This window comes from Kitasatospora sp. HPM-01-4, from assembly GCF_051374625.1.
Classification (GTDB): domain Bacteria; phylum Actinomycetota; class Actinomycetes; order Streptomycetales; family Streptomycetaceae; genus Kitasatospora.
The window spans coordinates 4,476,138-4,502,601 of record NZ_JBPQGP010000005.1 but is presented as its reverse complement, the minus strand read 5'-3'; the positions used below and the strand labels follow the sequence as shown (position 1 = coordinate 4,502,601).

The following is a 26,464-nucleotide window of genomic DNA, read 5'->3' as shown; positions in this document are numbered from 1 at the left end:
GCTGAGAGCGAGCTGAGAACCGGCTCTCCGGCAACGCCGGTCCGACCACCAGGAGATGGCAGATGTCCGACAAGCAGCAGACCTCGGATGTCGTGATCGTCGGCGCGGGGCCCACCGGGCTCCTGCTGGCCGGCGATCTGGCGACGGCGGGGCTGCGGGTGACGGTGCTGGAAAGGCGCGCGGCCGAGTCCAACCTCACCCGTGCCTTCGCCGTCCACGCGCGCACCCTGGAGCAGTTCGACGATCGCGGCCTGGCCGACGACCTGATCGCCACCGGCCAGGTGATCGATTCGGTGCAGCTGTTCAACCGTCTCGCGCTGGACACCCGGAAGCTGCCGACCCGCTTCCCGTTCGTCCTGATCACCCCGCAGTCCAACACCGAGAACCTGCTGAAGGAACGGGCGTTGAAGGCCGGGGCGACCCTCGTCCGGGGTGTCGACCTGCGCGCGCTGCACCAGGACCACCGCGGCGTCGCCCTGGAGGTGCGCGCCGAGGGCGAGAGCGTCACGCACACCGCGAAGTACGCGGTCGGCGCGGACGGCGTCCGCAGCACCGTGCGCGACCTGCTCGGCATCCCGTTCCCGGGGGAGTCGGTGATCAGCTCGGTGCTGCTGGCCGACGTCCGGCTCAGGCGGGAGCCCGAGAACGTGCTGACGTTCTACGCGACGGCACAGGGCTTCGCCTTCGTGGTCCCGTTCGGCGACGGCTGGTACCGGGTGATCGCCTGGGACCGCAGCCGGCCGCGTCCCGAGGGCGATCCGGTCTCGCTCGCCGAGATCGCCGACATCACCCGCACCGTCCTCGGCGTGGACTACGGCCTGCACGACGCGCGTTGGATGTCCCGCTTCCACAGCGACGAACGCCAGGTGCCCAACTACCGCTCCGGCCGGTTCTTCCTGGCCGGCGACGCGGCGCACTGCCACTCCCCGGCCGGCGGCCAGGGCATGAACACCGGACTGCAGGACGCCGCCAACCTCAGCTGGAAGCTGGCCGCCGTGATCCGGGGCTGGGCGCCCGACGCCCTGCTGGACACCTACCAGACCGAGCGCCACCCCGTCGGCCGTACGGTGCTGCGGAGTTCGGGCGCCATCATCCGGCTCGCGCTGGCGCGCTCCGCCCCGACCCGCGCGCTGCGCTCCGCCCTGGTGGCCACCGCCGGACACCTCGGCCCGCTGGCCGAGATCGGCGCCCGGCAGATCTCCGGGATCGGGATCAGCTATCCGGCTCCCAAGGGCTCGCACCACCTGGTCGGCCGCCGGATCCCCGACCTGCGCCTGGCGGTGGACGAGCCGAACGGTCCCTCCCGGCTCCACGAGGCGCTGCGCGCCGGCCGGTTCGTCCTGATCAGCAACGACGAGCTGTCGGTGGCCGACCCCTGGGCGGACCGGGTGGTCACCGCCGCACCGGCCGACCCGCACGGCAAGCTGCGGGACACCGTCCTGCTGGTCCGCCCGGACGGCTACGCGGCCTGGGCCGGGATCGACCCCAGCCGTGGCGAGCTGCGCGCCGCGCTCTCCCAGTGGCTCGGCACTCCGGGCGACTGAGAATACCGGCCAATTGGCCGGATTTCAGCTGCGGTTGACCTTCCCATGGCGCCGGGCCGCCCCGGCCCGGCGCCCACCGACGTCCGCCGACCACCGGCGGACGTCGTTCCGCGGGGCGTCGTGGAAATCCGGCCCCCGGGACGGGTGGGCGCAGCGCTCGATCCGCGGCTCCCCCGGTCCGTCAGACCGGGGTGGTCGCCGGCGGTCCGCCGTTCGCGCCGAATCCACCTCGGCCGCCTTCTCGGGGGCGTCCGCGGTGATTCGGCGCGGGTAGCGAGATTTCCCAACTCCCGTTTCTTGAAGTCCAGTTCGGCACATTACCGCCCCTCGGCGGCCAGGGCGGTCGGCGTCGCCGCCCCCGCCCGCGCCCGGCCTCGTCAGCGGCGCGGCGACCTCCCGTAACGACCGAGGAGAGCCGGATCCCGTACCCGGGCGAAGCCGTCGGACCGGGCGCCGGAAGTCGCCCCGAGACAGCGGGTGCTGAGCGAATCGAGCGAGGACGATTCACCCGTCGACGAGCGCCGGCAGCGAGAGCCCGGCCGAGCACGCCGCCCAACTCCCGCACTTCGCACGTTTATTCACTGTATGAAGATCTTGCCATTCTGTGGATGAATTGAAGTTCCACACTTGACTGTTTTTTAGCAACCAATTACTCAGTCATGGGCCCAACCCTGAGAGTTTTCTGGGAAGTTCTGACCCAACGTTTTTTCTGTACCGGAACAACCCCCCACTTTCCGGAGGAGCCCGTGCGACCCCGCTCGCTCGCCCTTGCCTCGGCACTGGCCGTTCTGCCCCTGACCCTGGCCTCCCTGGGCGCCACGGCCGCCTACGCCGCGCCGCAGGCCAATGCCTCGGCCGCCCGTGTGGCGCTGCCCAACACCGTGACCCCCGCGGTGGCGCACTCGCAGAAGTCGGGCGACGTTCCCGCCGCCCAGCAGATATCCGTTGCCGTCAGCCTGAAGCTGCGCAACACCTCTGAGCTGGACTCCCTCCTGGCGGCGCTGAGCAACCCGAAGTCGCCGCAGTTCGGCAAGTACCTGACCCCGGCCCAGTTCACCGCGCGGTTCGGCCCGACCCAGGCCGACGTCGCCCAGGTCCGCTCCTACCTGGAGGGCCAGGGCCTGAAGGTCACCTCGGTCAGCGCCAACCGCCAGGTGGTCAACGCCACCGGCACCAACGCGCAGATCGCCAAGGCCTTCGGCACCCACGAGAGCCGCTACGTCGACAAGCTGGAGAACAAGGCGTTCTTCGCCAACGACGACGCCGCCTCCATCCCGGCCTCGCTGGCCGGCGTGGTCCAGGGCGTCTCCGGTCTGAACAACAAGACCGTGCGCAACACCCGGATCGCGAAGCCGCAGAACGCGACCTCGCACGCCACCCCGAGCGGCTTCGGCCCGGCCCAGTACAACGGCGCCTACAACCTCAACAAGGTGGGCACCGACGGCACCGGCACCACGGTGGCGCTCTGGGAGTTCGACGGCTACTCCTCGACCAACCTGAAGACCTACGACAGCCAGTTCGGCCTCACCGGCCCGGCCGTGCAGACCGTCTCGGTGGACGGCGCCGGCTACGACAGCTCGCCGGGCCAGGGCCAGGGCGAGGTCGAGCTGGACTCCGAGATCGTCCGCGGTGTCGCCCCCAAGGCCCAGCAGCTGATCTACGAGGCCCCCAACACCGACCAGGGCGAGCTCGACATGGCCGCCCAGATCGTGTCGGAGAACAAGGTCTCGGTCATCTCCATCTCCTGGGGCTCCTGCGAGCCGGACACCACGGCCTCCTCGATGACCGCGGTGGACAGCTCCTTCAAGCAGGCCGCCGCCCAGGGCATCAGCATCTTCTCCGCCACCGGTGACGACGGCTCGCGCGACTGCACCCGCTCCACCAGCGGCTCCTCGGTCAAGGCCGTCGACTTCCCGGCCTCCAGCCCGCACAACACCGGTGTCGGCGGCACCAACCTCAAGGTGACCAGCGGCAACGGCTACACCTCCGAGAGCGCCTGGAGCACCGCCGGCGGCGGCACCTCCACCCAGTTCGCCCAGCCGAGCTGGCAGACCGGCACCGGCATCAGCGGCGGCAAGCGCACCGTGCCCGACGTCGCCTCCAACGCCGACCCGAACAGCGGCTTCGCCATCTACACCCAGGGCACCAGCTCGCCCGGCTGGCAGGTCTACGGCGGCACCTCCGCCGCGGCCCCGCTGTGGTCCGGCTACGCGGCGCTGTTCAACCAGAAGGCGAAGGCCGCCGGCCAGGCCGTGCTCGGCGAGGCCAACCCGAAGCTCTACTCGGTCGCCAACAGCAGCGGCTACGGCTCGGCCTTCCACGACGTCACCACCGGCGCCAACCAGGACTTCTCCGCCAAGACCGGCTACGACCAGGTCACCGGCTGGGGCACCCCGGTGGCCGACCAGCTGACCAACGCCCTGCTCGGCAGCGGCTCCGGCACCACCCCGCCGCCCTCCGGTGGCTGCACCGCCGGCCAGCTGCTCGCCAACCCGGGCTTCGAGAGCGGCAACACGGGCTGGACCGCCTCCAGCGGCGTGATCACCACCAACTCCGGTGAGGCCGCCCACTCCGGCTCGTACAAGGCCTGGCTGGACGGCTACGGCTCCACCCACACCGACACCCTCTCGCAGACCGTGAGCATCCCGGCGGGCTGCAAGGCCTCCTTCAGCTTCTGGCTGCACGTCGACACCGCCGAGACCGGCAGCACCGCGTACGACAAGCTGACCGTCCAGGCCAACTCGACCACGCTGGCCACCTACTCCAACGTCGACGCGGCCTCCGGCTACGTCCAGAAGACCTTCGACCTGTCGGCCTTCGCCGGCCAGACGGTGACCCTGAAGTTCACCGGCGCCGAGGACGCCTCGCTGCAGACCAGCTTCGTCATCGACGACACCGCGCTGAACATTTCCTGACCGTTATTCACCACCGGCCGCCGGTACGGGTGCCCCCCGTACCGGCGGTCGTGTTTCCGGGATGTTTCATTATGCGAAAACATCAGGATTCTTTTGTGTGACCACTGTCATGTGTGCGAGTGCATGCCGTAGTCTCTCGACGCCTGGGGTTCCCACCGAACTTGCCGGGTGGGGAAGGTGTCCGGATGGCCTCACAGCAACCGCAGCACGCAGCACGGCTCAGACTGGTGGGCAACCGCCTGGACGGGCTGGCCTACGTCCCGGTCCAACAGCTGGGCATGGCCTGGCCGGTGCCGTCGGCCAACTTCGCCGAGGCACTGCACGCCGCCATCGAGGGCAGCGGTCTCAGCCTCGACCGGATCCGTACCGCCCTCGGCCAGCAGGGCGTCAGGATCAGTGTCACGACGCTCAGTTACTGGCGCCGCGGGCGCAGCCAGCCCGAACGCGCCACCTCGCTGCGCGCCGTCCACCTCCTGGAGGAGCTGCTCGGCCTGCCGCACACCGCGCTGTCCACCCTGCTCGGCCCGCCGCGCCCGCGCGGCCGCTGGATCGCCCCCGCCGCCGCCAACAGCCTGCGGGTCGAGGACATCTGGCCCGGCCAGGACGAGATCGCCGACGTCTTCGCGGAGCTGGACGCCCCGCCGCTCGGCGAGCTGGAGCGGCTGAGCATCCATGACGCCTACTACGTCGACGGGAGCCGGCGCTGCCACCTGCTGCGGCTGCGCCAGGTGGTCCGGGCCGCGGTCAGCGGGGTGTCCCGCTGCCTGGTGGTGCACAAGGCCGACGAGGGGGCCACCGGCTGCCCGGAGATCACCTCGGTCCGGCACGCCCGGCTCGGCCGGGTCCGCCGCCGTCCCGAGAGCGGCCTGCTGGTCGCGGAGCTGATCCTGGACCGTCCGCTCGGCCTCGGCGACAGCACGGTCATCGAGTACGAGGTCGAGATCCCGCCCGGCAGCCCGACCACCAGCTACGCCCGGCGGTTCGCGGTCCCGGTGCGCGAGTACGTGCTCCAGGTGCACTTCGACCCGACCGCGATACCGGCGCACTGCGAACGCTTCGACCGCGCCCCGGGCGCGGAGTCGGACCGCTCGCGCCGTCAGCTGTGGATCGGCGCCTCGGCCAGCGTCCACGTCCTCGCCCCCGACCAGGAGCCGGGCCAGCTCGGCATCCGCTGGGAGTGGGAGTAACCCGGCGACCGCCGCCGGACCGGCCCACGCCCCGCTGAGCGGCGGACCTCCGGGAGCCGGTCAGGAGCCCTCGGCGGCCTGGCCGCCCGCGTGCGCCCGTACCCAGGCGTGCATGGCGATGGCCGCGGCCGCCCCCGCGTTGATCGACCGGGTCGACCCGAACTGGGCGATCGAGCACACCGCCGTCGAGTGCTCCCAGGCCTCCTCGGTGAGGCCGGGCCCCTCCTGGCCGAACAGCAGCACGCAACGCTCGGGGAGTTCGTACGTCTCCAGCGGCACCGCGCCCGGCAGGTTGTCGATCCCGATGACCGGCAGGCCCCGCTCGGCGGCGAAGGCCGCCAGGGTGGCGACGCTGTCGTGGTGCCGCACGTGCTGGTAGCGGTCGGTCACCATGGCGCCGCGCCGGTTCCACCGCCGCCGGCCGACGATGTGCACCTCGTCCGCCAGGAAGGCGTTGGCCGTGCGCACCACCGACCCGATGTTGAAGTCGTGCTGCCAGTTCTCCACCGCGACGTGGAAGCCGTGCCGCCGGGTGTCCAGATCGGCGACGATCGCCTCGCGGGTCCAGTAGCGGTACCGGTCCACGACGTTCCGCCGGTCACCGTGCGCGAGCAGCTCGGGGTCGTACTCCGGCCCGGCCGGCCACGGCCGGGGGTGCGGCCCGAGGCCGACCTCCCGGTCCTCGGGGACGAAGGCGTCGTCGTACTGCTCGCCCTCGTGGGGCACACCGATGCTGCTGCTGCCGCTACTCACGTCCCCGAGGGTACGGGTCGCCGGGGACGGACCGCCCGGTCGAGGTCCGCGATCGCGGCCATCACCAGCCGGCCGCCCGCCCTGGCCACCTCGGTGCGGTCCTCCCTCGGCAGCTCGGCCAGCCGGCGGTCCCAGCGCTCGTGCGCCGCGCGCAGCCCGCCGAAGTCCACCCGCTCACCGGTCAGCAGGGCGGCCGCCGCGGCGGAGGTGGCCCGGCGCAGCTCCTGGCCGAACTCGGCCGCGCCGGGCAGCGGACCCGCGTCCCGGCCGGGCAGGTGGGCCTCCATCAGGATGGTGGCCCGGCCGAGCAGTCCGATCGCGGCCCGCGCCTTGTCCAGCTGCTTGCGCGTGAGATCCGGCAGCTTGGCGGCGTGCGAGACCGGCTCGGCGTCCGCCCACTCCATCGCCTGCAGCAGCTCCGAGCGTGCCTCCCGGTAGTCCAGCAGCGTGGTCCTGACCCGGCGGCCGCCCTGTTCCGGATCCCCGTAGACGATCAGCACGGCCGCCGTGTACCGCCCGGCGGCCGCCAGCCACTCGGCGAGGCGCTCGGCGAGCCGGGCGGTCTGCCAGGTGGGGAAGAGCGCGTACGCGACCAGGGCGGCCATCCCGCCGAGCAGGGTGAGGGCGACCCGGTCCAGCGCGGTGACCACGGGATCGCCCGGCTGCAGCCCGAGCAGGAAGACGACGTAGCTGGAGACGCAGGCGGTCATCACCGCGTACCCGGTGCGCAGGGTGAGGTACGCGCCGCCCATGAACACGACGGCGAGCACGGCGGACAGCCACGGTCCGGGGTGCAGCAGCTGGACCACGGCGGTGGAGACCACCACCCCGACCACCGTGCCGGCCAGCCGGGCGACGCCCCGGCTGTAGGTCTGGGCGAAGTCGGGCCGCATCACCATCGCCGCGGTGAGCGGCGCCCAGTAGCCGTGTTCCAGACCGAGCAGCCGCGCCGCCACGTAGGAGGCGGTCACCACACCGGAGAGCCGTACCGCGTGCTGGAAGACGGCCGAGTGCGGCCTGAGCTGGCGCCGGACGGCCTGCAGCGCGACCGGCAGCAGCCGGAAGATCGGCGGCCGGCGCAGGCCGGGGCCGATCACGGGGCTGGAGATGGTGTCCTGGTCGTGCTTGTCGAGGGTGTCGACGGCGGTGCGCAGCAGCGAGGCGAGCCGGCGGGCCGAACGGCGGGCGGCGCCGGTGAGCCTGGGCCCCTCGGGGTCCGAACCGGCCAGGGTGAGGGTCGGGGTGGACTTGGGCGAGCGCACCGGTTCGCCGGTGCGGATCGCACGGGCCAGGGCGTCCATGGACTCGGCCGCGGCGGCGAGCACCTCCCGGGCCCGGTCGCGCCCGGGACCCTCGGCGGGGGCGCCCACCCTGGGATCGGCGAGGGCGGCCAGGGTGGGGCGGATCCGTTCGGCGATACCGCGCAGCCCGTGCAGTTCGGGCGGACGGTGCCTGGCCTGCCACGGCGTCAGGGTGGCGGCCTGGCGGGCGAGGACGAACGGCTCCGGATCGACGTGGGCGAACGGGTCCTGGCGCAGCCGGCGGGCGTAGTCGGCGAGCGAGGCGTAGGTGTCGGCGAGCGCGTCGCGCTGGGCGCGCCAGCTCTCCATCGGCCAGACGGTGACCACCAGGGCCTGCGAGGCACCGCCGAGCGCACAGAGCAGCCCGTGCCCCAGGGCGGTGGGCACACTGACGGGCAGTTGGACCACGACCAGCATCACCGAGACCGTGGTGGCGGCCACCACTCCGCCGCTCGGCCCGACCGACCAGGCCATCCCGGCCGCGAAGGCCCAGATGGCGAGCAGCACCGGGAAGGCACCGGGCACACCGACGGCCAGGTAGCCGAGGAAGGTGCTGACGCCCAGTCCGATCCCGGCCGCGACGGCCATCGAGACGCGCGGACGGAAGCTGCGCTGGAAGGTGGCGGTACCGGCGGTGAAGGCGCCCATGGCGGCGGAGGTGGCGAGCGCGGGCCCGCCGACCGCCAGCGCCGGGAAGATCACCAGGGCGGCGCCGAGCGCACCGCGGACCGCACGCCTGGGGCTGCCGAGCGAGCGGTCCAGGGACAGCCCGGAACGCGCGGTGTCACGGAGCGCCGCAGACCAGGACATACCCGCAGTCTAGGGTTCCCGCCTCGGACGTCGAAGCGCGCCCGCTCGCCGACCCACCCTCAGCAGCACCGGGGTCGGCAGGAAGACCGCGTCCGCCGCGATCATCGCCAACGAGAAGAACGGCAGCCCCAGCACGACCGCGATCCCCGCGTGCTCCACCATCATCAGCGCCAGCAGCACGTTCTTCACCCGCCGGTTGGCCAGCGTGAACGGGAAGGCGACCTGCACGATCACCGTGCCGTAGCTGAGCAGGAAGACCGGCAGCAGGCCGGCGTCGAGCACCCCGGAGAGCCAGGGCCAGGGCGTGAAGTAGTCCAGGTGCAGTGGGTAGTGCAGCGCGGTGCCGTCCTGCCAGCGCGAGCCCTGCACCTTGTACCAGCCGGCGGTGGCGTAGATCAGCACCACCTGTCCGGCGATCACCAGCATGGCGCAGTTGTGCACCATGTTCGCCAGCGCGTCCAGCACATCCCGCCACTCGCTGCCGGGCCGGCGGCGGTTGACGAGCCACCAGAGCCCGGCGACCGCCCACGGCACCCAGAGCAGGCGGACCGGTCCGGCCGCTCCCGCGGACCCGGTCAGCCCCGCCGGTCCCAGCAGCAGTACGAGGCCCAGCAGTGCCCAGAGCCAGACCGCACCGCCGTCCCTCGCCCGGCGGGCGTCCAGCGACCAGACCCGGGCGCAGCGGGTGAACGCCAGGTACACGGCCATCAGATGCACCACGTTGTCGCCGCCGTCGCCGACGAAGACGTCGCGGTTCTGCAGCGACACCACGGTGACCAGGAAGAGCACACCGCTCACCCTGGTCCGCCAGCCCAGTGTGAACAGCACCGCGGAGACGATCGCCAGGTGGTAGACCAGCTCGAACCAGAGCCGGCCGTGGTACCAGGAGAGCACCGTGAAGGCGTGGTTCTGGGCCAGCAGCCGGGCCGCCAGCTCGTCCGACCAGGGCGACCGGTCGCCGTACAGCACCCGCCGCTCGGGCCACTCGCGCAGCAGGAAGCCCGTCCACGCCAGACCGAAGCCGATCCGCACCACCGCCGCCTGGTACGGGCCCACGGCGCGGCCGGTGAACATCTCGAAGGCCCGTGTGAAACGGCTCGGCGGGGGTGCGGCGGGCGGTGCCGCGAGCTGCCCGGGGAGGCCGGAGGGCGACTGCGGGCAGTCCCGCTGAACCTCCGTCACAGCAGGCCCCGGTAGTCGTCCTCGCCCACCGGCCACCAGGCCAGCTCCCGGTACTTCGTCCCGGTGGGGACCTGCTCCCGGCTCCAGGCGGGCGGTGCGATGGTCGCCGTACCCACCCGGAACTGGATCTGCAGGATCCGCTCGCCCCCGGCACTCCGCCCGAAACGCCGCAACGCGACCCGCTTGAGGTACTCCTGCGCCATGGTGCCGCGCTCGTCGACCGCGCTGCCGTCCTCGGCGGAGTGGGTGGAGTCGTAGAAGTCCCAGGCCCGGCGCAGCAGGTTCTGGTCCACGTGGCCGGGGGCCGGGTTGTGCCGTATCGCCGCGATGTCCCGCGCGGTCAGACCGACCCAGTCCCGGGTGTGTATCCGGTCGTCGGCGGAGATGGTCTGCACCCGGGCGTCCACGCTGATGTTCTGCTGCAGCGGGTTCGGCGCGAACAGCTTCCAGTTCTGCTCGAACTCCGGGTACACGATGCCGTTCAGCTGCCCCTGGTACCGCTGTGACAGGGCATTGGGCGGAGCGGACTGCAGGAAGAGCGCCCCCAGGAACACTCCACTGCCCCCGAGCAGCAGCGCCGCCGCCGCGCTGAGCACCGCCAGCGCCGGTAGCGACCAGGTCCGTCCCGCCTCAGCCATGCACGCCCGCCCCCCTCGGGGCGCCGGACCCCGCCTGATCGGCGGCGTGCGCGCCCAGCCCACCCGACGGGGGCCCCGGCCCACCGTCGGCACGTCGCACCGTCCCAGGGGCGCGAGGCCCCCAGGGGTCAGAGGACGAACGGCTCCCGGCCGTCCGCGCCCACCATCAAACGCCCCGCCGCCTCCCAGGCGTACATCCCGCCGTCGACGTTGACCGCGTCCCGGCCCTGGGCCACCAGGTACTGCACCACCTGCGCGGAACGCCCGCCGACCCGGCAGAGCACGTACAGCCGCCGGTCCGGCTCGGGCAGCTCGCCGATCCTGGCGATCACCTGGCCGATCGGGATGTGCAGTGCGCCGTCCACATGGCCGGCGTCCCACTCGTCCTGCTCGCGTACGTCGAGCAGCAGTGCGTCGGCGGGCACCGAGGCGGCGTCCGTGGTGGGGATCTGGGCGAACATCGTCGGGTTCTCCTGGGGGTCTCGGCGGTCTCCACCATTGTCCGGCACCGCCCGGCCGGGTACGGCACCGTCCGGGCCGGGGGCGAGCAGCCGGTCCAGTTCGGCCTGCCGCTCAGCGGCCTTGGCCAGCAGCTGCTCGGCGAGCTCCGTCAGCAGCCCGTCCGGGTCCTGCGGTGCCAGCCGCAGCAGCTCGCCCATCGCACTGCGCTCCAGCCTGACCTGCTCGGCCGCCAGCTGCCCGATCTTCGTCTTCAGCCAGTCCAGCCGCTGCGCCAGCCACGCCGACCGGTCCGGGGCGTCCGGCGCCGGTGCGGCCTCGGGAGCGGTGGACCACTCCTCGGCCAGTGCCTCCAGCGCCCCGGTGTCACCGAGCGCGTAAGCCTCGTTGACCCGGGCGATGAAGGCCGACCGGCGCTGCTGCTCGGCCGGGTCGGTGCTCAGGTCGGGATGGGCGCGCCGGGCCAGGTCACGGTAGATCCGCTGCGCCTCCCGGCCGGGGCGGACCCGGCGCGGCGGCTCCGGCTCGGCCACCTCGGGCGGCAGATCGGCGAGCAGCGCGTCCAGGTCGGGCAGCGAGTCGACCCGGTCACGGGCCTCGGCGGCCCGCCGGATGTCCTCCGGGCTGCCGCTCCGTGCCGCGATGGTCTCGGCGACCAGCGCGTCCAGTTCGTCCAGCCGGGCGTACAGCGGACCGAGCAGCTGATGATGGATCAGCGCGAAGTTGTCGATCTCGACCCGCAGGGTCTCGACGTCGACCTCCAGCGTCAGCCAGGCGAGCTCGGTGGCGGCCACCAGCTCCTCCAGCCGTTGCAGCTCGGGATCGGTCCACTGGACGGGGCTCTCCGCGCTCACCTGCTCGCCTTCATCCGTCACGGCAATCCGCCACGGCCGTCCACCGCGGCCGTACGGCCTGCCACCCTACCCGGGAGCCGACACCCGAAACGGCTCCTCCGATCGGATGAACCAGAGGTACGGGCCCGGCGCACACCACAGGACACACAACTGATACTGACGAATCTCCCCGATTAGCTATCAGCGGCGGCGCTCTCCGTGCTTCGCTGTAAGGCACGCGACCGGCCGCACCGACACAGAGCCGACGGGTAGCCGAGCAGCCCCGGGCGCACCGGTACGACCGGCTCCGGAACGAGCAGCACCGGCACGAGCAGCACGTACGAACAGCACCGGCACGAGCAGCACACGCACCGCCGCGACAGACGCACACAGGAGCTCACAACGGCCGCCCTCCGCGCGACGGCCAGGCGGGAGCAGACCGAATCCATGGTGGACGAGCCCAACTCCACACCGAGCCCGGCCGGCCCCCCGGGTGACCAGCACCCCGGGGTGGTCGCCCTACTCCGCCTCGCCTCCGTGCTGATCGGCCCGGACGGCCGGATCGCCCAGTGGAACCGGGCCGCCGAGGAACTCTTCGGGCACCGTGCCGAGGTGGCCTGCGGCCGCACGGCCTCCGGCCTGCTCCCCGCCGTCGAACCGCGCGCCGAGACCGCCGCGCCCCGCCCGCCCGGCACCGCCCGGCGCTGCGACGCCTTCGACACCCTGGACGACCTCACCCGGCCGGACCGGACCGCCTGGGCCGGGTCGATGACCGTGACGGACCGCGAGAACCGCCCCCGCGACATCCTCTGGTGGGCCTACCCGCTGACCGAACCGGGCGGCCACAGCCTGCTCGCCCTGGCCGCCGACGCCCGCCCGCTGCGCGCCGGCGGCCCCCGGATCGCGCTCGGCACCCGGCTGCTCCCGTACGCGGCCGCCCAGGGCGCGCCGGGCGGCTTCCACCGGATCTCCGCCGCCCTGGCCCCGGCGGGGGAGCCCGGAGCCGACGCGCTGGCCGCCCTGCTGCCCGGCGGCTCACCCGAACGCCGCAACCGTATGCTCGCCCAGCTGGCCGCCGCCGGACCGCCCGCGCTCTGGGTGGACGCCACCACCAGGCTCCCGGTCCTCCCCTACGAGCCGATCGGCGCCGGGGTGGCCCACATCGCCGCCGGGCTCGGCCGCCGCTACCCGACCGCGCAGCAGCGGGCGGTCCAGCCCAGGGCCACCCGGCGCCCGCCGGAGGCGGGCCGCCCGGGCACCGGCCCGGTCGCGATCGGCCTGCAGCTGCTGCCCACCGACGGCGCCGACGGCTCGCGTACGCTCGACAGCGCCGTACCCGGCCCCCGTGAGGCCACCGCCTCGGTCGGGGCCGTGAACGGCAACCAGAACACCGCCGCATCCACCGATACGGACGGTCCCCGGGTCAACCGGCCGCACGGCGCGTCCCCCGGCCCGTCCGGCCCGATCCCGGGAGGATCAGCCATCGAGTCCGCCGCCAACGGCCGCACCCCCGTGCGCGACGCCGACCTCCCCGCCGAACCGGTCGCCCCCTCCTCCGTCGAGGTGCTGACCAGCAGCCAGGCCGGCGAGCAGCTGGCCCTGCTGAGCGATGTCGGCAGCAGCGTCGGCACCACCCTCGACCTGGACACCACCGCCCGCGAGCTCTGCCAGGTCCTGGTGCCCCGGGTCGCCGACTTCGCCTGCGTGGACCTGCTGGACGGGCTGATCTCCGACTCCGAACTGCCCGAGAACCGGCCGGACGACCGGACCATGCTGCGCCGGGTGGCCCGCTCCTTCAACGCCACCCCGGGCCGCTGGGAACACGTCCTGGACGAGGGCTCGCTGCTGGCCATGCCCCGCTCCACCCCGCCCGGCCTCGCCCTGCAGGAGAACCAGCCGGTCCTGGTCCCGGTGATCAACCCGGACGTCGCGGTGGACTACGCCGCCTCGCTCGGCGGGCCCGACCTGGTCCCGGTGGTGGTCGGCCGCTCGATGCTGGTGCTTCCGCTCTCCGCCCGGGGCACCGTGCTGGGCATCCTGAAGCTGCTGCGGCTGCCCGACCGGGCCGCCTTCGACAAGAGCGACGCGGCGACGCTGCGCGAGCTCGCCGCCCGGGCCGCCCTCTCGCTGGACAACGCCCGGCTGCACCGGGCCGAGGCCAGGGTCGCCACCACCCTGCAGCGCTCGATGATCCCCACCCGCCCGCCGAAGATCCCCGGCGTGCAGATCGCCCACCGCTACATGCCCGGGGACCGGCGGGCCGAGGTCGGCGGCGACTGGTTCGACGCCATCCAGCTGCCCGGCAGCCGGGTCGCCCTGGTGGTCGGCGACGTGATGGGCCACGGCCTGCACTCGGCCGCCGCGATGGGCCGCTTCCGCACCGCCATGCAGACCCTGGCCGCGCTCGACCTGCCGCCCGGTCAGCTGCTGCGCCACCTGGACAACCTCGCCCAGAAGCTCGGCGACGACCACCTGGCCACCTGCCTGTACGCGGTCTACGACCCGATCAACCGCACCTGCGAGCTGGCCAGCGCGGGCCACGTCCCGCCGGTGCTGGTCCACCCGGACGGCCGGGGCGAACTGCTGGAGATCCCGGAGGGCGCGCCGATCGGCGTCGGCGGGGTGCCGTTCGTGGCCAAGAAGATCGACGTCAGCGACGGCTCGATGCTGGTGCTCTGCACCGACGGCCTGGTCGAGGTCCGGGGCGGGGACATAGGAGCGGGGCTCGCCGCCCTCTGCGGCAACCTGATCGACCCCAAGCAGACCCCCGAGGAGGCCTGCGACGTCGTCCTGGACCGGCTGCACTCGGAGGACCGGCAGGACGACATCGCCCTGCTGGTGGCCCGGTTCGACGGGGTCGACCCGAGCGAGGTGGCCACCTGGGAGCTGTCGGCGGGCGAGGCCGAGGTGCGCCGCGCCCGCGCCCTGGTCCGCGAGCAGCTGGCCTCCTGGAAGCTGCTGGCGCTCGCCGACACAGCCGAACTGCTGGTCAGCGAGCTGGTCACCAACGCGGTCCGGGTGGCCAGGGACCGCATCCAGCTCCAGCTGATCCGGGTCGACAAGCTCCTCGTCGAGGTCAGCGACGACAACCACAACCTGCCCTCGCTGGAGCCCGCCGAGTCCATGGACGAGTGCGGCCGCGGTCTCCACCTGGTCAGCAAGCTCTCCGAACGCTGGGGAACGGCCCGCAAGGCCGTCGGCAAGGTCGTCTGGTTCGAGCTCGCCCTTCCCCGCCGCTGAGGGCCCGCGGGGGCGGGGGCCGGCCTGACGGGTCGTGACCCGCCCCGCCGGGTCCGGTACGGCACGGGTGTCTTCCGCCGCACGCGACCGACCGTGCCCTGACCGGCCGCGAGCTGAGCCCCCGTGAGATGGATGGCTCAGGGCGTGAGGGCTCCCGTCGCGGGGCGGCGGGCGCCCTCGGCGGCGATCGAGGCCGCCGCGCCGACTCCACCGAGCACACGCGGCCAGAAGTCCCCGAACACCTCCGCCGCCAGCGCGATCAGCACCGCCGCCACCAGCGCCACCACATGCTCGAACCCCGCCAGATTGGGCATCAGGACGGCCTCCTCGACCATCGCCGCCGCCACCGCGCCGCCCGTCCACCAGGCCCGGCAGCGGAACGCGACGCAGACCGCGAGCCCCACCACGGCGGCGGACGGCCCGGTGTCCCGGACATGGGCGTTCACGGCGTCGAGGCCGAAGGGGCTTCCGGGGCCCAGTGCCACCCCGATCCGGGCGAGCAGCGTGCCCGCGAGCGTGCAGGTGTACGCCACGGCCAGGGTCATCCGGCGGCCGAGCACGATCTCGGCGATGCCGAACGCCACGAAGACCTGCGCCAGCGCGCCCCAGACCGGCAGGTCCAGCGCGGGCACGTAGAGCGAGAGCGGGGTGCGCAGCAGCGAGACGTCCAGCGGGAGGGAGGCCCTGACCACACCGACACGGGTGACGAGGTGCCCACCGCCGGGCAGGTTCTGGACGATGCCGAAGAGCAGCACCAGCGCCGTCGCCGTGCAGGCCAGCGGAACGGCCGCGAGGCGCCTGGCCGACACCGCCTCCCGCACGGCGGTGTACAGCCCGCCCCACTCGGCGACCGCGGCCCGTCCGATGTACTCCGGCACGCCGGCCCGCCCGCCCGGGGACCGCCCGTCCGCCGCCTGCTGACCGGTCGACTGCTCCACGGCCGCGCTCCCTGTTGCCACCCGAAAACAAAACCCGACGGTGCGCCGGTGTTTCCGGGCTGCACTAACCCCAACAGTAGGCAGCGGCTAAAAGGAACGTCTCAACTCAGAAGGGGAATCCAGGGTCATCCTGAAGAGGGAGGAAAATCGACCGGATACCGCCGCTCGGCCGGTATCCCCCCACCTCGACGAGGTATTCGGCAGCGATATCCGGATTCCGGCTGTCCGGCCCCGGTCAGCCGGGTATTCGACCGGGCCGGCCCGGTGCGGCCGGCGACGACCGGAATGGGCCCCCTCCGCCCCCCGGCGGAGGGATCACCCCTTCCCGCTCCGCTCCGCCACCGGCACCTAGGAGCCGTCCGCCGAAGCGGCGGCCCCGGCATGCCGGCGACGGAACAGGGCGGGGAGGCTCGGCACGGTGATGAAGCCTTCCGCGCGGGCGCTGGCGATACCGATCCGGGGGATCTCACTGCTCTTCTCGAACAGCAGATAGCGCGGCTCCCAGATGGGGCGGTACTTCGCGTTCGCCCGGTAGAGGGACTCGATCTGCCACCAGCGGGAGAAGAAGCCGAGGACCGAACGCCAGAGCCGGAGCACCGGACCGGCGCCCAGCTTCGAGCCGCGCTCGAAGACGGACCGGAACATCGCGAAGTTCAGCGAGACCCGTTCGATCCCGACCTCCTTCGCCCGCTGCAGGAGCTCGATCACCATGAATTCCACCAGGCCGTTCTCGCTGTCCCGGTCCCGGCGCATCAGGTCCAGCGAAAGGCCCTTCTCACCCCACGGCACAAAGCTCAGCAGCGCGCTCAGCTCACCGTCCGCGTTGTGGCACTCCAGCATCACGCAGCGGCCGTCGCCCGGGTCGCCGAGGCGGCCGAGCGCCATCGAGAAGCCGCGCTCGGTGGCGCCGTCCCGCCAGCGGTCCGCCTTGTCGACCAGATCGGCCATCTCGCTCTCGGGGATGTCCTCGTGCCGGCGGATCCGCACGGTGTACCCGGCCCGCTTCACCCGGTTGTACGCCTGCCGGACCACCCGCATCGCCCGGCCGTCCAGCGAGAACTCGTCCAGCTCGACGATCGCCTCGTCACCCAGCTCCAGCGCGTCCAGACCGTGCCGGGCGTAGATCACCCCGGCCTCCTCCGAGGCGCCCATCACGGCCGGCGCCCAGGCGTGGTCCCTGGCCTCGGTCAGCCAGGCGTCGATCGCTCCCGGCCAGGCCTCCGGGTCGCCGATCGGGTCGCCGGAGGCCAGCGACACACCGCCGACCACCCGGTACGTCACCGCGGCCTTGCCGCTCGGCGAGAAGATCACCGCCTTGTCGCGGCGCAGCGCGAAGTACCCCAGCGAGTCCCGCGCGCCCTGCTTGTCCAGCAGCACCCGCAGCTTCTGCTCGTCCTCGGCGGTCAGCAGCTCCTGCCCGCGCGGGCTGCGGAAGGCCAGGTACACCACCAGCAGGAAGAGCACCGCACTCATCGCGTTGATGAAGGCGTTCACCCAGGTCGGGACGTTGATCACATGGACCACATGGGCGGACGGCTCGATGGTGACCATCCGGGCGATCGAGTAGCCGAAGCGGTCCCAGAAGGTGGCACCCGTGATGGTGTTGGTCGCCTGGACCAGCACCGAGCCGACCGCACCGCCCAGCACCAGGCCGCCGAGCACCGCCGCCAGCCCGGTCTTCGGGTTGGAACGGTCGCCCTTGGAGGTGAACTCCTTCCGGCTGACCAGCAGCGCCAGCAGGAACAGCCCGGTGATGACCATGGAGAACCAGTTGAAGGGGTGCCGGACGTAGTCCTCCCCGTGGCTGGACACGGTCATCAGCAGCACGAAGACCACGAAGGTCAGCCCGCCCACGACGGTGTTGAAGATCCAGGCGGCCCGCTTGCGCCGCCGCATCGCCACCGCCAGGAACAGCGACAGCACCGCCGAGGTCAGACCGGCGGTCGCCAGATAGGGGGTGAAGAACTCACCCTCGTTGTGCGACTCCACCTGGTTGCGGAACGGCACCGCCAGCACCGCCAGCAGGTTCACCAGGGCGATCAGCCTCAGGTACCAGACAGTCGCCATGGCGGCCCTCGGCCGCCAGCGGGCCGGCGGGCTCGCCGGAGCGCCGGAGCGCGCGGCGGAAACGGCGGACGGCTCCGGCTTCACAGTGGAGGACACGGCTCAATTCCAAACGATCAGTTGTGGGGGCGCATCCGCACCGCGCCCACGGCACCGAGCCGGGCCGGTACGGCCGCGTTCTGATCGGCCCGTTCCGGGAGGGGGCGCCGCAATCCATGGTTGCTCACCGAAGATGAGAATGACGTGAACCAGGTAGCCGATTCAGACCCCCGCCGATCGGCGGGGGTGACTTCCCCCCGATCCGGGCGCAGCCCGCTGCCGGCTGCCCCTAGGCTCGAACCCGGCAGCCCGCCGTCGCCGTCCTGGCAACCCGCCCGACCCGAGGAGAAGAAGACCATGACGCCGATCCGCGTACTCATCGTGGACGACGAGATCCTGGTCCGCTCCGGCCTCGGCCTGATCGTCGGATCCGCCCCCGACCTGGAGGTGGTCGGCGACTGCTCCGGAAGCCAGGCCGAGGACCGCGTCGCCAGGCTGCAGCCGCACGTCGTCCTGCTGGACATCCGGATGCCCGACCTGGACGGCATCTCGGTGCTCCGCCGGCTGCGCGCGCTGCCCGACCCGCCGGCCGTCGCCATGCTCACCACCTTCGACACCGACGAGTACATCGGCACCGCGCTGCGCGGCGGAGCCGCCGGCTTCCTGCTCAAGGACACCGCTCCCGAGCAGCTGGTGCACGCCGTACGGGTGCTCGCGGCGGGCGGCAGCGTGCTCTCCCCGACCGTCACCCGCACCGTGATCAGCGGCTACGTCGAGGGCGGCGGCCCGGACGCCGAGGCGGCCGCGCTCACCCGCGGCCTCACCGGCCGCGAGCTGGACGTCCTGGCCCTGCTCGGCGAGGGGCTGTCCAACGCCGAGATCGCCGACCGGCTCTTCCTCGGCACCGGCACCGTCAAGGACCACATCAGCGCCATCCTCGGCAAGCTGGGCGCCGCCAACCGCGTCCAGGCCGCCGTCGTCGCCAACCGCGCCGGCCTGGTCCGCGGTCCCGACCAGAGCGGCGAATGACCGCCGACACCGCAGCCGCCGACGCCGGCCCGCCGTCCTCCATATCCCGCCGCCCCCGGCCGGGCTGGCTCACCGCACCCTGGCTGATGCTGCTGCTGCCGGTCCTCGCCTCCACGGTGGACGCCGTCCTGGTCACCCTGGACACCCCGTGGTGGCAGCGCGCCCTGGCCGCGCTGGCCACCCTGGCGCTGCTGCTGCGCCGCCGCTGCCCGGTACTGGTGCTGCTGCTCACACTGCCCGCGAGCTTCGTCACCTTCATCTGGATCGCCCAGATCACCGCCGTCTACTCGGTGGCCTCCCGGCGGACCCGGCCGTGGGCCGCCGCGGCCGGCGCCTGCGCCTTCGCGCTCTCCGAGTTCTTCCACTGGCCGCTCGCCGACCACCCGCTCGCGTTCGACCGGGACAACGCGCTCTACGCCATCCAGTGCGCGATGCTCGGAGCCGCGCCCACCGCCCTCGGCATGCTGGCCCGCACCCGGCGCGAGCTGGCCGTCCGGCTGGACGAACTGACCAAGGGCCAGCAGCGCGAGAGCCGGCTGCTGGCCGAACGGGTGCTGGCCACCGAGCGGGCCCGGCTGGCCCGCGAGATGCACGACGTGGTGTCCCACCAGGTCAGCCTGATCAGCATCCAGGCCGGTGCGCTCCAGGTGAGCACCGCCGACCCGGCGGCCCGGTCCACCGCCGTCACCATCAGGGAGCTCTCGGTCCGCACGCTGGAGGAGCTGCGCCAGATGGTCGGCGTGCTGCGCGCCGCCGGCGTGCGACGGGACGAGTCGCTCGCCCCGCAGCCCCGGCTCGCGGACCTGCCCCGGCTGATCGCGGACAGCGGGCTGTGCGTGAAGGTCAGGCTCGGCACCGGCGACCGGCCCTGGCCCGAGGCGGTCGAGCGAGCCGCCTACCGCACCGTCCAGGAGGCCCTGACCAACATCAGCAAGCATGCCCCCGGCGCCCAGGTCGACGTCGTACTGGCCACCCGCGGCACCCGGCTGCTGGTCGAGGTCCGCAACGGCCGCCCGCCCCGGCTGCCCGGCCAGGCCCCGCTCCCCGGCGGCGGCCACGGCCTGGTCGGCCTGCGCGAACGCGCCCAGCTCCTGGGCGGGGCCTTCTCCGCCACCGCGACCCCGGACGGCGGCTTCACCGTCTGCGCCGAACTCCCGGCCGTCGGCGAGTGACGCGTACCCCTGCGGTAGGGCCGGACGGCCCGCTCGGCACACCAACCGACTCCGGCACAGCCCGAAAAACCGCCCCACCAAGGCGTTCTTGATACTTCCTTGACCCTTGCCAGACCACGGCTAAATCCATCGACCCCGCACAAGTTTGCGAGGACTTTGCCGTCGAGCACAAGGGATCCGGCAAGTCATCCGACGAATCCCGCCGCCCTCGGGGTCCGGCAGGCCGACCGCCGGGCCACCGGAGCAGCGGAACGCACCGACCGGACGACCGCCCCCACCCTCCCCGGAAAGCGGGGCCGAGCCGATCACCCCCCTTCGATATGGCGTGGATCACACCTGGAAGACGGGTCTTGAGTGATGAAGATGTGATCGTCTACGGTCTCGGGACGAACGGGATCAAGGCGGCTGAGTCATGGACCCGGCATCACCGGAATCCACTGACGGGGCCTTTCGGATTCGGTGATCCGCATCGGGAATCCAACGCCATGAGACCCGTTCAGTCGTGTATTCACATTCATTCGCACCGAGTTCCAGGAATACCTCCACCCACCCCTGCCGACCGCATGCCCAGTCATGCGCACCTGGCACGGGTGATCCGGTCTGCCGTCAGGCACGGCTCCATAGCAGGGGGGAACATGAGCAGCGCGCGTTTAGTGGTTCCGGCGGCGTCGGCGGGTCGGCCAGGACCCGGGGAACAGGCGGCGGGGGAACCTCCCAGCGGGTTCAGACCCGTGGATCTCGACCAGGTGCCCGCGGTGGACGCCCTGCTGGAGCGGCTCGGCCTCGGACCGTTCGACCGCGGTTCACTCGCGGCTCCGGTGGGCCGCAACGACGTCTGGACCGGGCGCACCGCCGGCGGGCGGAAGGTCTTCGTCAAACGGCTGAACGGAACCGAGGAGGACGTGCGCGCCAGAATGCGCCGCCTGCTCTCCTTCGAACTCTTCGCCGCCGGAATCGACCCCCTGCTGCTGCGCCGCCCGGCCTTCCTCGGCAGCGACGAGAGCGCCGGCCTGGTGGCCTTCGACTGCCTGGAGGACATCCGCAGCGGGGCCGAGCTGATGGTCGACGAGTCCTTCGACGACAAACTGGCCCGCCAGGTCGGACAACTGGTCGGGAACCTCCACGGCGCGCGGGTGCCCGACGCCGGGGAAATGGACCGGTCCCTGCCGCAGTACCCGCCGGTCCACCTTCTGCACGGCCTCCCATCGGCCGCCTTCGACAACTGCAGCTACGGCGAGCTGGAGGTCTGGCGGCTCCTCCAGGCGGACGCGCCCCTCATCAAGGGACTGGAGCGGCTGCGCGAGCGGGAGAGCGCCGCACCCAAGGTCCCCTCCCACTGCGATCTGCGAGTCGATCAGCTGCTGGTCTCCGGCTCCGACCTCTACCTCACCGACTGGGAGGAGTTCCGGCTCGCGGATCCCGCCCGGGACGTCGGGGCCTTCGCCGGCGAATGGCTGTACCGGTCGGTCCTGGACATCGTGACCACCCGCGGCGACTCGGCCTTCGTCGACTTCGAGCTCACCCACGAAGCCGTGCTCCAGCGCGGCGTGGAGAAGATGAACCGCCTCCTCCCCCGCGTCGAGCACTTCTGGCGGGGATACCGGGCGGCCCGCGGCGACCACGATGACGAACTCGCCGTCCGCGCAACGGCTTTCGCGGGATGGCACCTGCTGGACCGGCTGATCGCCGGCGCCTCCCGGACGGCCAGGCTGACCGGCATCGAACGGGCCGCGGCGGGGATCGGCCGAGCCGCCCTGCTGACACCGGAGAAGTTCGTCGACACGCTGCGATTCGGAGAGCCCGCATGAACACTGGTGTGTCCCCGGCGCTGCTGGAAGCGCTGCAGGCGGTCCGCGTCGCACCGGACGGACTGAGCGCGACGGTGGGGGACCGGGAGGTCGAGGCCGACAACCCTCGCGAGATGCGCCGCCTGCTCTCCGAAGCCCTCTACCAGGTGCTCCACGCCGGTCAGCCGGACGGGAAGAGCGCGCTGCCGCTGCGGATCCGCGAGCCCGAGTTCGAACGGCAGCTCGACCAGGCGGTTCCGCACCGCGAGACGGTCGTACCGGTGAAGGTCTGCTCGCCGCCCGAGCCGGACGGGAAGAACGGCCGCCGGCTGCTCGTCCTGCGCGACGCGATACGTGTCTGGGTCCCCGAGACCGCGCTGCGCGGCGCTGCCGATGCGGCACCGGGCGACGTGGTGGACATCGCCGTACCGTCCCGCCGTCCCGCCCTTTCGCCGGGTTTCTTCCTGGTCGACGGATCCCGTTACCGCCGGCTCGGCAACGAAACCCTGCGCTGCTATGTCCACCTGACCGATCCGGAAAAAGCTATTGCCATCTGGGCCAGGGTCCTGGAATATTTGGAGGGCGCTGGGGTTGTTTATCGCGCAAAGGTACTCTCCGCACGAGAACTGTATCCGCGCCGCGATTCCCTGGTAGTTTATCTGGACCCGGAATTCTCCGCCGCGGCCATGGGCGTCGCCGACGCCGTCCGGGGTCTGGCCGGTGTCGGAGCGGAGACCTCGGCCTTCACCGAACGCCTGGCCGAGGGCGTGGCCACCGCTTGGGAGCCCACCGACTCCGGTCCCGGCATGCGCGGCCTCAGTTTCGGCCAGCACCGGGCGACGGTGCTGGCCGACGCACTGCTGACGAACCGGCCGCAGGACGCCCAGCTCGAGCGGACCATCGCCGAGAAATTCACGGCAGCCGGAATCGACCCGGCCGCCCCGGCCCGCAATACGAATTCGGACTGACTCCTCAGCGGAAAACCGCCGGACGACTGCCGAGCCGATTGCAGGGAGTGAGTATACGCATTCCCTGTTTTCAGCTCAGCTTCCGGACGAAAGGTTTTCCACGATGAACAAGAGTGCGTCGATCATGGAGCTCGTCTCGAACTACGACGCCTACACGGCGGTGGAGGAGCTCAACGTCGCCGCCGCGTCCGACGCCCCGGCCACCTCCCCGGTGTGCGCCTGGAGCGTCGCGGTCAGCTACGCCAGCTCCTGGTACTGCGCCTCCGCCGCCGCCAGCGCGGTGAGCAGCGCCACCTACGAGGCCACCTGCTGACCGTCCGTCACATCGGCGGCCTGCCGCCAACCCGAAAGTCCCCTGCCCGGCCCGTCACAACGGCCGGGCAGGGCAGACCGAGAAAACCGAGAAGAGAGGGAAGAACCATGGAGAAGTCCTCCGCGATCATGGAGCTGATGGCCGGATACGAGGCCTACAGCACCGCCGAGGAGATCGGCCTCGCGGCCGCCGTCGACGCCCCGGCCACCACGCCGGCCTGCGCCGCCTCCGCCGCCGTCAGCTGGATGACCAGCCAGATCGTCTCGAAGACGGTCGTCACCGGCTGCTGATCCACCGGATCACGGCGCCGTGCGTGGGACCGCCGACCCCACGGTCCCACGCACGGCCCGCCGGCGACCGTCCCGCTCTCGTCTGCACCTCACACAAGAACCCGGCACCGGCCGGCAAGGATCGGAGACAGCGTGTCGAATCCGGAGTACGGCGGAGAACTGCTGCGGAAGGCGGATCTGCTCGCTCCGTCGGCCATCCGCGCCGCCGCGACCCTCGGCATCGTCGACCACATCACGGCCGGCGTCGACGACCCGGCCCATCTGGCCGAACTCACCGGTTCCAGGCCGGATCTGATGGCAGAGTTCCTGGACTACCTCGTGGACCTCGGACTGCTCGCCAAGCGCGAGGACAAGGGCTTCGAGGTCACCGACCTGGGCAGGCCGCTGGAGTCCGACTCGCCGGACAGCATCCGCGAACTGCTGCGCACGGACGGCCTGTTCGGCCGGGCCGACCTGGCACTGGTGGACCTCGTGCACACGGTGCGCACCGGAGAGCCCAGCCACGCCGCGGTGTTCGGCCGCGGCTACTGGCAATCCGTCAACGAGGAACCGGAGTTCCTCGCCGCGATGGAGCGGAAGAACGCCGTCCGCCAGGGCAGGAACCCCGACCAACTCGGCTGGGACACCGAGAACATCGTCACCGGCTACGACTGGAGCCGCGTCGGCCGGGTGGTCGACGTCGGCGGCCATGACGGCACGATCCTGCTGGAACTGCTCGACCGCCACCCGCACCTGCACGGGCTCCTGGTCGACCTGCCGAACGCCGTCACCGTCAGCACCCGGCGGTTCGCCGCGAACGGGGTGGCGGACCGGGCCGAGGCCGTGGTGGGGGACTTCTTCGAACCGCTGCCGCCCGGCGGGGACGTCTACCTTCTGTCGGCCGTGCTCGCCGACTGGCGGGACGAGGACGCCGTCCGCATCCTTCGCCGCTGCGGCGAAGCGGCCGGCGCCGACGGAAAGGTCCTGCTGGCGGAGGTCAACATCGCGGCTCCCGCCGCCGGGATGCGGCTGTGGCTGAGGGCCACGATGCCCGCCCCGGTACGCACGGTCGAGCAGCTGAAGGCACTGGGGGCGGCGGCGGGCCTCCGCCTCACCTGGGAAGGCCCGGCCACCCCTCTCAGGTCCCTGCTGGAGTTCTCCGCAGCCCCGGCCGTCTGAGGTCCAACCGCCAAAGGAGTCGCAGCACCATGAACGCACCCGAACCAGCGCGGAAACTGAGGATCCTGCGGGAGATGGCCGCGGGCAGAGGCGGCCAGGTCGTGCTGATCGCGGTCCTCTCGGTGGCCTCCACCGGTGCCACGCTCGCCCTGCCCATGCTGGTCGGCAAGCTGATCGCCGCCATCCAGCAGGGGCACGGACTCACCCTCTGGGCCCTGGCGATGGTCGGCGTGGGGCTGGGAACGGCGGTGTCCGGCGCGGTGGCCGCTTACCTGCTGTCCAGGATGGGCCAGCGGCTGCTGTGCCGGCTGCGGATCCGGACCATGGACCACGCCCTGCGCCTGCCGACGTCGAACGTCCGCGAGGAGGGCCCCGGCGGCATGGTCGCCAGGGTCACCGCCGACGCCGCACGGCTGAAGGCGGTCATCGACATCGGCCCGATCCAGCTGCCGATGGCCGGCGCCACGGTGATCGGCACGCTGATCATCATGGGGATCATGGACTGGGTCCTGCTGCTGATCACGGTGGCGGCCTTCCTGGTCGCCGCGGGCGTCGTCGTCGCCGTCGTCAAGGGGCTCCGCCGCAAGTACGCGATCGTCGGGGAGGAGGTCGGCGCTCTCGCGCAGCACTTCGCCGCCGCCGTCCAGGCCGTGACGATCATCAAGGCGTACCGGGCCGAGCGGACGGTCGCCGGCGAACTCGCCCGAAGCGCCGAGCGCGTCGCCGGGCACGAGATCGACGCGGCCCGGATGGAATCCCTGATGGTCCCGGTGATCAACCTCGGCCAGCAGATCGCGCTGGTCTCGGTCGTCATCGGCGGCGGTGCCCGGATGATCGACGGTCACCTGTCGCTCTCCGACTTCGTCGCGTTCCTGCTCTACCTGCTGCAGCTGACCGCTCCGCTGATCATGGCGGCCTCCGGCGTCAACGGCCTCCAGGTGGGCCTGGTCGCCCGGCAGCGGTTCGACGACTTCTTCGCACTGCCCCGGGAGGCCGGCGGGCCCGCGGGCGAGTCCGTGCCCCGGCCCGCCACCGGGCACGACGCCCCCGAGGGCACCCCCGCCGTGCGCTTCGACAAGGTCAGCTTCAGCTACGGTCCCACCCCCGTGCTGCGGGAGACGGACCTGGTGGTGCCCGGCAGGGGACTCACCGCCATGGTGGGCCTGTCCGGCTCGGGGAAGACCACGGCGCTCGGCCTGATCGAGCGGTTCGTGACCGAGGACTCGGGCAGCGTCCGGATCTTCGGCCGGGAGGCCGCCGACTGGCCGCTGGACGAACTGCGCGGCCGGATGGCCTACGTCGACCAGGCGTCGACCCTGCTGCAGGACACCGTGCGCAGCAACCTGCAGCTCGGCCAGGACACCGCACTGCCCGACGAGTCGCTGTACGAGGCGCTGGAGAAGGTGGGCCTCGCCGACGAGATCAGGCGCCTGCCCGACGGCCTGGAGACGGTCCTCGGCGGGGCGAACGACCTGTCCGGCGGCCAGCGGCAGCGGCTCGCGCTGGCCCGGGCGGTGCTGTCCGACGCCCGGCTGGTCCTGCTGGACGAGCCCTCCTCACAGCTGGACAGCATCAACGAGCAGAAGCTGCGGGACGTGGTGGACACCCTGGCCGCCGGCCGCGCCGTGCTGGTGGTCGCGCACCGCATCTCGACCGTGCAGCACGCCGACCACGTCATCGTCCTCGACGGCGGACGGCTGGTGGGCCAGGGCACCCATGACGAACTGCTGCGCGACTGCCCGAACTACGCGGACCTGGTGAGCGGTCAGATGCTCAGCGCGGTGCCCGGCCTGCCGGCCTCCCCGCCGGCCGGGACACCGGTGCCAGCCACTGCCTGACCCCCC

The 26,464-nt window shown here is 72.3% G+C and carries 19 protein-coding genes; 12 read left to right on the top strand and 7 right to left on the bottom strand.

Features of this window, described 5'->3' with window-relative positions; translation table 11 throughout:
* Positions 1–62: 62 nt before the first annotated feature.
* From ACSMTC_RS19575 to ACSMTC_RS19565, 3 genes are all read left to right on the top strand, one after another.
* Complete coding sequence (locus ACSMTC_RS19575; RefSeq protein ID WP_436560989.1) at positions 63–1,544, top strand: FAD-dependent monooxygenase; 1,482 nt, start codon at positions 63–65, stop codon at positions 1,542–1,544.
* 746 nt (positions 1,545–2,290) lie between these two features.
* Entirely contained in the window at positions 2,291–4,459 is a 2,169-nt protein-coding gene (locus ACSMTC_RS19570) for a S53 family peptidase (protein ID WP_436560988.1), read from the top strand.
* Positions 4,460–4,644: 185 nt separating this feature from the next.
* Positions 4,645–5,646 carry a hypothetical protein gene (locus ACSMTC_RS19565; RefSeq protein WP_436560987.1) on the top strand — a complete coding sequence of 334 codons (1,002 nt, stop codon included), beginning with the start codon at positions 4,645–4,647 and terminating at the stop codon, positions 5,644–5,646.
* Between the two features lie 60 nt (positions 5,647–5,706).
* Here the strand turns inward: ACSMTC_RS19565 and ACSMTC_RS19560 are convergent, their stop codons facing one another.
* The 5 genes from ACSMTC_RS19560 to ACSMTC_RS19540 form a co-directional block, all read right to left on the bottom strand.
* Positions 5,707–6,399, bottom strand: a complete 693-nt coding sequence (locus ACSMTC_RS19560; RefSeq protein WP_436560986.1) for a TrmH family RNA methyltransferase — start codon at positions 6,397–6,399, stop codon at positions 5,707–5,709.
* On the bottom strand, positions 6,396–8,510 hold the full coding sequence (locus tag ACSMTC_RS19555) for an FUSC family protein (protein ID WP_436560985.1): 2,115 nt from the start codon (positions 8,508–8,510) through the stop codon (positions 6,396–6,398). Before ACSMTC_RS19555 ends, ACSMTC_RS19560 begins: the two co-directional genes overlap by 4 nt.
* A gap of 9 nt (positions 8,511–8,519) precedes the next feature.
* Complete coding sequence (locus ACSMTC_RS19550) at positions 8,520–9,584, bottom strand: HTTM domain-containing protein (protein ID WP_436564740.1); 1,065 nt, start codon at positions 9,582–9,584, stop codon at positions 8,520–8,522.
* 104 nt (positions 9,585–9,688) lie between these two features.
* Positions 9,689–10,330, bottom strand: a complete 642-nt coding sequence (locus ACSMTC_RS19545) for a DUF5819 family protein (RefSeq protein ID WP_436560984.1) — start codon at positions 10,328–10,330, stop codon at positions 9,689–9,691.
* A gap of 128 nt (positions 10,331–10,458) precedes the next feature.
* The gene (locus ACSMTC_RS19540) at positions 10,459–11,664 is read right to left on the bottom strand and encodes a rhodanese-like domain-containing protein (RefSeq protein ID WP_436560983.1); all 1,206 of its coding nucleotides are present in this window, start codon (positions 11,662–11,664) and stop codon (positions 10,459–10,461) included.
* A 405-nt stretch (positions 11,665–12,069) separates the two neighbouring features.
* On the opposite strand from ACSMTC_RS19540, the gene ACSMTC_RS19535 reads away from it, so the two are divergent.
* A complete protein-coding gene (locus ACSMTC_RS19535) occupies positions 12,070–14,862 on the top strand; it encodes an ATP-binding SpoIIE family protein phosphatase (RefSeq protein ID WP_436560982.1) in 2,793 nt (930 codons plus the stop codon).
* A gap of 137 nt (positions 14,863–14,999) precedes the next feature.
* Here ACSMTC_RS19535 and ACSMTC_RS19530 read toward each other — a convergent pair whose 3' ends face one another.
* Both ACSMTC_RS19530 and ACSMTC_RS19525 read right to left on the bottom strand, forming a co-directional pair.
* The gene (locus ACSMTC_RS19530) at positions 15,000–15,800 is read right to left on the bottom strand and encodes a hypothetical protein (RefSeq protein ID WP_436560981.1); all 801 of its coding nucleotides are present in this window, start codon (positions 15,798–15,800) and stop codon (positions 15,000–15,002) included.
* A gap of 348 nt (positions 15,801–16,148) precedes the next feature.
* Positions 16,149–17,867 (bottom strand): phosphatidylglycerol lysyltransferase domain-containing protein, encoded by a 1,719-nt coding sequence (locus ACSMTC_RS19525; RefSeq protein WP_436560980.1) that lies wholly within the window; start codon positions 17,865–17,867, stop codon positions 16,149–16,151.
* A 393-nt stretch (positions 17,868–18,260) separates the two neighbouring features.
* On the opposite strand from ACSMTC_RS19525, the gene ACSMTC_RS19520 reads away from it, so the two are divergent.
* The 8 genes from ACSMTC_RS19520 to ACSMTC_RS19485 all read left to right on the top strand — a co-directional run bounded on the left by ACSMTC_RS19520 (position 18,261) and on the right by ACSMTC_RS19485 (position 26,458).
* Entirely contained in the window at positions 18,261–18,932 is a 672-nt protein-coding gene (locus ACSMTC_RS19520) for a response regulator (protein WP_436560979.1), read from the top strand.
* The gene (locus tag ACSMTC_RS19515) at positions 18,929–20,104 is read left to right on the top strand and encodes a sensor histidine kinase (protein WP_436560978.1); all 1,176 of its coding nucleotides are present in this window, start codon (positions 18,929–18,931) and stop codon (positions 20,102–20,104) included. The genes ACSMTC_RS19520 and ACSMTC_RS19515 overlap by 4 nt, the downstream gene beginning before the upstream one ends.
* A gap of 731 nt (positions 20,105–20,835) precedes the next feature.
* Positions 20,836–21,912 carry a class V lanthionine synthetase subunit LxmK gene (gene lxmK, locus ACSMTC_RS19510; protein WP_436560977.1) on the top strand — a complete coding sequence of 359 codons (1,077 nt, stop codon included), beginning with the start codon at positions 20,836–20,838 and terminating at the stop codon, positions 21,910–21,912.
* A gap of 8 nt (positions 21,913–21,920) precedes the next feature.
* A complete protein-coding gene (locus ACSMTC_RS19505; protein WP_436560976.1) occupies positions 21,921–22,859 on the top strand; it encodes a T3SS effector HopA1 family protein in 939 nt (312 codons plus the stop codon).
* A gap of 103 nt (positions 22,860–22,962) precedes the next feature.
* The gene (locus ACSMTC_RS19500; RefSeq protein WP_436560975.1) at positions 22,963–23,172 is read left to right on the top strand and encodes an LxmA leader domain family RiPP; all 210 of its coding nucleotides are present in this window, start codon (positions 22,963–22,965) and stop codon (positions 23,170–23,172) included.
* A 107-nt stretch (positions 23,173–23,279) separates the two neighbouring features.
* Entirely contained in the window at positions 23,280–23,462 is a 183-nt protein-coding gene (locus tag ACSMTC_RS19495; RefSeq protein WP_436560974.1) for an LxmA leader domain family RiPP, read from the top strand.
* A 132-nt stretch (positions 23,463–23,594) separates the two neighbouring features.
* Positions 23,595–24,620 (top strand): methyltransferase, encoded by a 1,026-nt coding sequence (locus ACSMTC_RS19490; protein ID WP_436560973.1) that lies wholly within the window; start codon positions 23,595–23,597, stop codon positions 24,618–24,620.
* 29 nt (positions 24,621–24,649) lie between these two features.
* Positions 24,650–26,458, top strand: coding sequence for an ABC transporter ATP-binding protein (locus ACSMTC_RS19485; RefSeq protein WP_436560972.1), 1,809 nt, complete (start codon positions 24,650–24,652; stop codon positions 26,456–26,458).
* The last annotated feature ends 6 nt before the right edge of the window (positions 26,459–26,464 follow it).